The following is a 6,788-nucleotide window of genomic DNA, read 5'->3' as shown; positions in this document are numbered from 1 at the left end:
TGCTTTTCACCATTGGTGGGTGATAAAGCCTCTTTTTAGTTGTAATTGTTTCCATATAAGTTTATTTATTGATATACCAATGTGGCGATTATTGATTATCAAAGCTTTAAATTAGTCATTAGCTGTTAGAAGTCAGCCGCACAATTACAATTTGCTAATTTCCTAATTTCCTAATTCCCCTACGCATCAATCTTAGCGTATTTCGCGTTTTTCTCTATAAAATCACGGCGAGGCGGTACCTCATCACCCATTAGCATCGAGAATATGCGATCAGCTTCCGAAGCATTCTCTATAGTAACCTTTCGCAACGTACGGTGTGCAGGGTTCATAGTAGTATCCCAAAGCTGGTCGTGGTTCATCTCTCCCAAACCTTTATAGCGTTGTATAGTTACATTGCCCATTTCTGTTGAAAGCTCATCGCGTTGCTTGTCGCTCCACGCATATTCTTTGCGCTTGCTTGTTTTGCTTGCTACCAAGTATAGCGGCGGAGTAGCAATATACACGTGGTCATTTTCTATCAACTCACGCATATAGCGGAAGAAGAAAGTAAGTATCAGCGTAGTAATATGCGAACCATCCACATCGGCATCACACATTATAATCACTTTGTGGTAACGTAGCTTGCTAAGGTTCAACGCTTTCGAGTCTTCTTCAGTACCAATAGTTACCCCTAAGGCTGTATATATATTTCTAATTTCATCGTTGCTAAACACCTTGTCCTGCATCGATTTTTCCACGTTCAAGATTTTACCCTTTAGTGGCAAGATAGCTTGGGTATCTTTATTGCGTCCTTGCTTAGCAGTACCCCCTGCCGAATCCCCCTCCACAAGAAAAAGTTCGCAGATAGCAGGATCTTCTTCAGAACAGTCAGCCAATTTCCCTGGCAAGCCCCCCACACTCATCACGCTCTTGCGTTGCACCATTTCGCGAGCTTTTTTAGCTGCCATACGCGCTTGTGCTGCAAGTACAACCTTCTCTACAATTATTTTCGCATCGTTAGGGTTTTCCTCCAAGAAAGCCTCAAGCATAGCAGTAACAGCTTGCGATACTGCCGCCGTAACATCGCGGTTACCCAATTTCGTTTTTGTCTGTCCTTCAAACTGTGGCTCAGCTACTTTTACCGATATTACAGCAGTAAGCCCCTCGCGAAAATCATCACCTTCTATTTCTACAGGGTTCTTTTTGTCTTTGCTCAGCTTTTCCAACAATCCCGATTTTTCAGCATAGTTCTTCAAGGTACGTGTAAGCCCCGTACGGAAACCCTGCAAGTGAGTACCCCCCTCAGTAGTATTGATATTATTAACGTACGAATGTACATTTTCAGTATAAGAATCGTTGTATACCATTGCTACTTCCACTGGGGTACCATTTTTTTCCCCTTCCATAGCAATAGTTTGTGAGATAATAGGCAAACGATTACCGTCTAAGAACCTAACAAATTCAGTAAGTCCCTTTTCCGAATAAAATTTCTCGCTTTTATAGTTGCCTTTATCGTCTTTTTGGCGCAAATCAGTAAGAGTAATAGTAATCCCCTTGTTTAGGTAAGCCAATTCTCTGATACGCGCTGCCAAAATGTCGTATTTATATTCCGTAGTCTGTTCAAAGATAGTCGCATCAGGCAAGAAAGTAACCTTAGTACCACGTTTATCCGTGCCACCCACTTGTTTTACAGGGTAAAGAGCTACACCTTGCTCGTATTCTTGTTGCCATATTTTTTTGTCGCGGTACACAGTAGCAGTAAGGTGGCTCGAAAGCGCATTCACACACGATACTCCCACCCCGTGCAATCCGCCCGATACTTTATAAGAGCCCTTGTCAAACTTACCTCCTGCACCTATTTTGGTCATTACCACTTGCAATGCCGATACTCCTTCCTTTTTGTGAATATCCACAGGAATACCGCGCCCGTTATCTTCTACGGTTATTGAGTTATCTTCGTTGATAGTAACCTCTATACTGTCGCAATAGCCAGCCAGTGCCTCATCTATCGAGTTGTCCAGCACCTCATATACCAAGTGGTGCAGCCCGCGCACGCCTACATCGCCTATATACATAGACGGACGCATACGCACGTGCTCCATCCCTTCAAGTGATTGAATATTATCTGCCGAATAAGCAGCACTTTCTTGCTGATTGTATATTTCTTCTGCCATTTTTATAGTTAATCAAATCAAGGGCACAAAGGTACAAAATAATTAGCAAACGTGCAAATTTAGTTTTTATACTCCACCCAAAAAGTGCCATTTTGTACAGCTATACCGCAGCGAAGGTTGAGCGAAGGATAAGCGAATGATGAGCGAAGGTTAAAAGCCTGTGCGGCTCGCACCGAAGGATAAAAGCCTATGCAGCTCGCACCAAAGGAAAGTTTTTTTTTTGCAATATCATTTTTCTTTTATAACTTTGCAGCCGTTACAAAATCATTATACTTTGGGCAAAAAAATATTAAAAAAACTTCTCTACTTCTTCGTGCTCCCAATAGCTATTATAGGGGGGCTACTGCTTTTACCCGCAGTGCAAACTTTCATTGCCCAAAAGGTAACCCGTTACCTGAATGATTCTTACAATATCAATATCAATATTGAAAAAATCCACATAAAACCTTGGCTTTTTGTCGATATCAAAGGAGTACTCATTGCCGACCATAAAGGCGATACGCTCATCGCAGCTCAAAAACTCAATACTTCTATCCTATCCCTCAAACAGCTCACCGAGGGGAACCTCTTCTTCGGAAATATAGAAGGCGACAAGCTCATTTTCAATATGAAAACTCATAAAGGCGACACACTCTCCAACCTCGATGTTTTTGTAAGTCGCTTCGATTCCGATGAGCCCAGCACAGGCAGCTTTATTATGACTGCCTCCAAAATTAAACTACACAACAGCAAATGCTACATCACCGATGAAAATGATGCCCAGCCCGCTATGTTACGCATAGACAACCTCAATGCCATAGTAAAAAATTTTGGCATACACGGCAGCAAAGTAACCCTATCACTCGATGAAGGCAGTTTGTTATATGACAAGCAATTACAAGTAAATCACCTTAGTACCTCACAATTTATCTATTCCGATAGCCTTATACAAGCCAAAGACTTACAGCTCAAAACACCCAACAAAACCAAGCTGCAAGGCAATATCACCCTGCACGCCCATAACAATAGTTATTCGAACTTCATCAACGATGTTGCTTTTCAGGCAGATTTACAACAATCCAATATCAATACCACCGACCTGAATGTCTTCTACAACGAATTTGCCCCCCATCGCCAAATTATCGTGAATAAAGCCTCTATGTACGGACCCCTCAACAATTTCAAAGTACAAGGCAATATCACACACCAAAGTACCGAAGTAAAAGGCAATTTTGAATTTAAAAACCTATTAAACGACCACAAAAATATCATTATCACAGGTAATAACATAACCGCAGGAGCTTTCTATAACGATTTTGCCTATCTTATGCCCAATATATTAGGCAAAAATATCCCAGACGACCTCCGCAAGCTGGATTATTTCCATCTAAACGGCGATTTTAGCTATACTACCACAGCACTCACTACCGATATGCTACTGAGTACTAACCAAGGCGAAGCGCATATCAATGGTGTGTTAGACAATCTCCTCAATACCGATGAAATAGAATATAGTGGTACTATCAACGCCCAGCAACTACATTTAGGACGACTCCTCAGTACCCCTACTATCGGTGATATTACAGCCGATTTAAAAGTGAAAGGCAAAGGCTTCACCCCACAAACAATGCAGCTCTACGCCAGCGGAAATATCCACAACTTGCTTTTCAATGGCTATCAGTATCATCGTATTGCTGTAAATGGCGAAATGAAACAACAAGTATTCAGCGGAAAAATTGATACCTACGACCCCAACCTCACAATGAGCGTAAATGGAATTGCCGACCTCTCCGATAAAAAGACCCAATACGACTTCCAAGCCAATATCGGTATTGCCGACCTACACGCACTCCACTTTGTCGAAAACGATAGTATTTCCCAATTCTGCGGCAAAGTAATCATTGATATTGAAGGAAACGACATCGATAACATCGTAGGAAAAATATCCTTTAAAAATACAAACTATATTAACTCCGCTGGCGATTTCACCTTCAAAGATTTTGAAGTGTATTCTACACTCAATGAGGGCATCAAAGAAATTAGTATCAACTCACCCGATATTGTAAGCGGTAACATCAAAGGACAGTTTAAACTCGCCGAAATAAAACATATGATGCAAAACGCCTTAGGAAGCATCTATACACACTACAACCCCTACAAAATAGACCCCAACCAATACGTAGACTTTCACTTTAATATCTACAACAAAATCGTAGAAGTATTCCTGCCCAAAGTAAAATTGGGTAGCAATACCTTTATCAATGGTAGTATCAACCCCGATAAAGAAAGTTTTAGGCTACAAATAAAATCACCACATATCAATGCCTACGACAACCTAATCGATAGCCTAAGTGTTGAAATAGACAACAAAAACCCATTCTACAACGCTTTCTTAGAAGCCAAAAAAGTAGATTTGGGCGTATATACCATTCATAACTTCAACCTTATCAATACTACTATCAAAGATACGCTCTTCTTCCGTAGCGAGTTTAAAGGCGGCGAAACTGCCAAAGATAACTACGAACTCAGTTTCTTCCACACCCTAAACGAAAAACAAGAGTCTATCATAGGCATCAAAAAATCACTCATCAATTTCAAAGGAAACGAGTGGTTCATCAACCGAGACAACCAAATGAACGACTATAACAAAATAGTACTAAACCGCACCGCCGATAGTATCAAAATCAACAACTTTAAAATGGCTCACCAAAACCAATATATCAACCTTAGCGGTCTGCTTACTAGTAAAGATTACAAAAACCTACACTTGGTAGCCCACAACGTAGCCTTAGAAAAAATAACCCCCGAAGTAAAAGGTCTTAACCTCACAGGTAAGGTAAACGGCAACATATCACTCACCCAAAAAGGAGAACTATATTACCCCTCAGCCGATTTGTTTATCCAATACTTCAAACTCAATGGCTATGATTACGGCGATTTAGAAATGAGTATTTTTGGCAACAACGACCTTAGTTCCTTTGATGTCGCCGCTTTCTTTTCCAATGGGCGCACCCCAGGTTTCGCTACTCGTGGTAAAATAAATATCGATAAGAAAAAAGGTACTTTGTTAGACCTCAAAGCCTACTTCAAAGACTTTGCCCTATCCCCCTTCAACCCCTTTATGGAAGGCATTTTCTACGATATTAGGGGTACTATGAGCGGTGAAGTAGATATAACAGGTAGTATTACCAACCCACAAATGGATGGTGAGCTCACCCTAAACAAAGCAGGAGCAGGCATCAGCTATCTGCTCCTAAATGCCGATATTAATGACGGTTCACGCATAAAAGTAAACAATAAAAACTTTATTATAGATAATTGGCTGCTCACTGATACCGCCTACAAAACAAAAGCTACCCTCAATGGCTCCATACGCCACAACCGATTGTTAGACTGGTTCCTCGACCTTAAACTCAAAACACTCGGCAAGCGCTTTATGGTGCTCAATACCCCCTATACCGATGAATCTTTATTCTATGGCACCGCCTTTATGAAAGGCGAGGCTACCATTAAAGGCGCATTAGACGAAATAGCCATCAAAGTAAACGCCCAAACCGAAGAAGGCACCGCCTTTAAAATCCCCCTTAGCGACACCGAAAGCGTAGGCGATGACTCTTTCATCACCTTTGTAGAAAAAGGACAGAAAAAAGTAAAAATACAACGAGATTTAGAATCCATTAAAGGGCTGGAACTCAACTTTGAGCTAAACGTACAACCCACTGCCGAAGTAGAAATAGTAATGGATAGAAAAACAGGTAGCAGCCTCGTAGGGCGTGGTGAAGGAACCCTGCTGATAGAAATTAATACCAATGGAAAATTTAATATGTGGGGCGACTTTATCACTTATTCAGGATTCTACAACTTCAAGTACGAAAACTTCATCGATAAACGCTTTACTGTACTACCTGGGGGCTCTATCTCTTGGAGTGGCGACCCCCTAACAGCTACACTACGAAACCTCAAAGCCGCTTATACCCTTAGTGCCAACCCAAGTACCTTGCTTGAAAGCTCTCAGTACAACCGAAAAATAAACACGCAGGTAATCATAAAACTCGAAGGCGAATTGATGCATCCCGAAACCCTTTTCGACATCACCTTCCCCGATAGCAGCCCAAGCCTCGTTTCAGAACTTAACTACAAATTAGAAGACCAAGACCGCAAGCAGCTACAAGCCTTCTCGCTCTTGGCGCAAGGCTCGTTTATGAGCGAAAAAAATACCGACAACCGTCTCGTAGCCTATAACTTATTCGAGACCGCTGCCGGACTGTTCAACCAACTCCTCTCAGACGAGGATAACAAACTCAATTTAGGGGTATCCTATGAGGCGGGCATCAATGACGGGCGTTCCGACATCAATAGCGACCGCTTAGGCTTTACCGTATCCACTCAAATCACCGACTGGGCAAGCGTTAATGCCAAAGTAGGTATCCCTGTAGGAGGTATCACGCGCACCGCCGTTGCTGGCAATATAGAAGTACTCTTCAGGCTTACCCCAAACGGAAACCTAACAGCCAAAATATTCAACCGCGAAAACGAATGGCAACAATATATGCTTGACCGCATTGGATATGCACAAGGTGCCGGAATCACCTACACCGTTGATTTCAGCACCTTTAAAGAACTAATGCACAAAATATTCAATAAGCAAAAATAACC

At 41.8% G+C, this 6,788-nt stretch carries 2 protein-coding genes; one reads left to right on the top strand and one right to left on the bottom strand.

Annotated features, from left to right (window positions below):
- Positions 1-179: 179 nt before the first annotated feature.
- Positions 180-2,153, bottom strand: a complete 1,974-nt coding sequence (gene gyrB, locus HMPREF9075_RS10580; protein WP_009416593.1) for a DNA topoisomerase (ATP-hydrolyzing) subunit B — start codon at positions 2,151-2,153, stop codon at positions 180-182.
- Between the two features lie 313 nt (positions 2,154-2,466).
- On the opposite strand from gyrB, the gene HMPREF9075_RS10575 reads away from it, so the two are divergent.
- Entirely contained in the window at positions 2,467-6,786 is a 4,320-nt protein-coding gene (locus HMPREF9075_RS10575) for a translocation/assembly module TamB domain-containing protein (RefSeq protein ID WP_232305103.1), read from the top strand.
- The last annotated feature ends 2 nt before the right edge of the window (positions 6,787-6,788 follow it).

Origin of the sequence: Capnocytophaga sp. oral taxon 332 str. F0381 (assembly GCF_000318275.2) — a bacterium.
GTDB classification, from domain to species: Bacteria; Bacteroidota; Bacteroidia; order Flavobacteriales; family Flavobacteriaceae; genus Capnocytophaga; species Capnocytophaga bilenii.
This window is presented reverse-complemented; position numbering and strand designations above follow the sequence as displayed.